The following is a 296-nucleotide window of genomic DNA, read 5'->3' on the forward strand; positions in this document are numbered from 1 at the left end:
GATCAGCTCAGATCTCACGTCCGCGACTACGGCGTCGGCCTGGAAGTCGGGCTCAGCGCCCAGCAGATCCCCTACCCGTACGTGCTGGAGCCCGGCATCGACCTCACGGGCGGGGGCGTCAGCGCGGCGGACCTCGCCACCTGGTTTCCGGTCCCGCTCCTGTCCGTCGTCGGCGACGAGATCGCGGACGGGCTCTGGCAGCAGCGCGCCGACCGTCCGCGCCCACTCGCTCTCTTCGACGCGATCCGGGTCGATTACTCCCTGCGCCGGCTCGTCCACTACACCGGCTCGGACTG

General features: G+C 70.6%; 1 pseudogene. It reads left to right on the forward strand.

Annotation, left to right across the window (positions count from 1 at the left end):
- A pseudogene (locus WDW90_RS38820) lies at positions 1 to 296 on the forward strand (AMP nucleosidase); the annotation flags it as partial.

Origin of the sequence: Methylobacterium nigriterrae (assembly GCF_037106235.1) — a bacterium.
In the GTDB taxonomy this organism is placed as follows: domain Bacteria; phylum Pseudomonadota; class Alphaproteobacteria; order Rhizobiales; family Beijerinckiaceae; genus Methylobacterium; species Methylobacterium nigriterrae.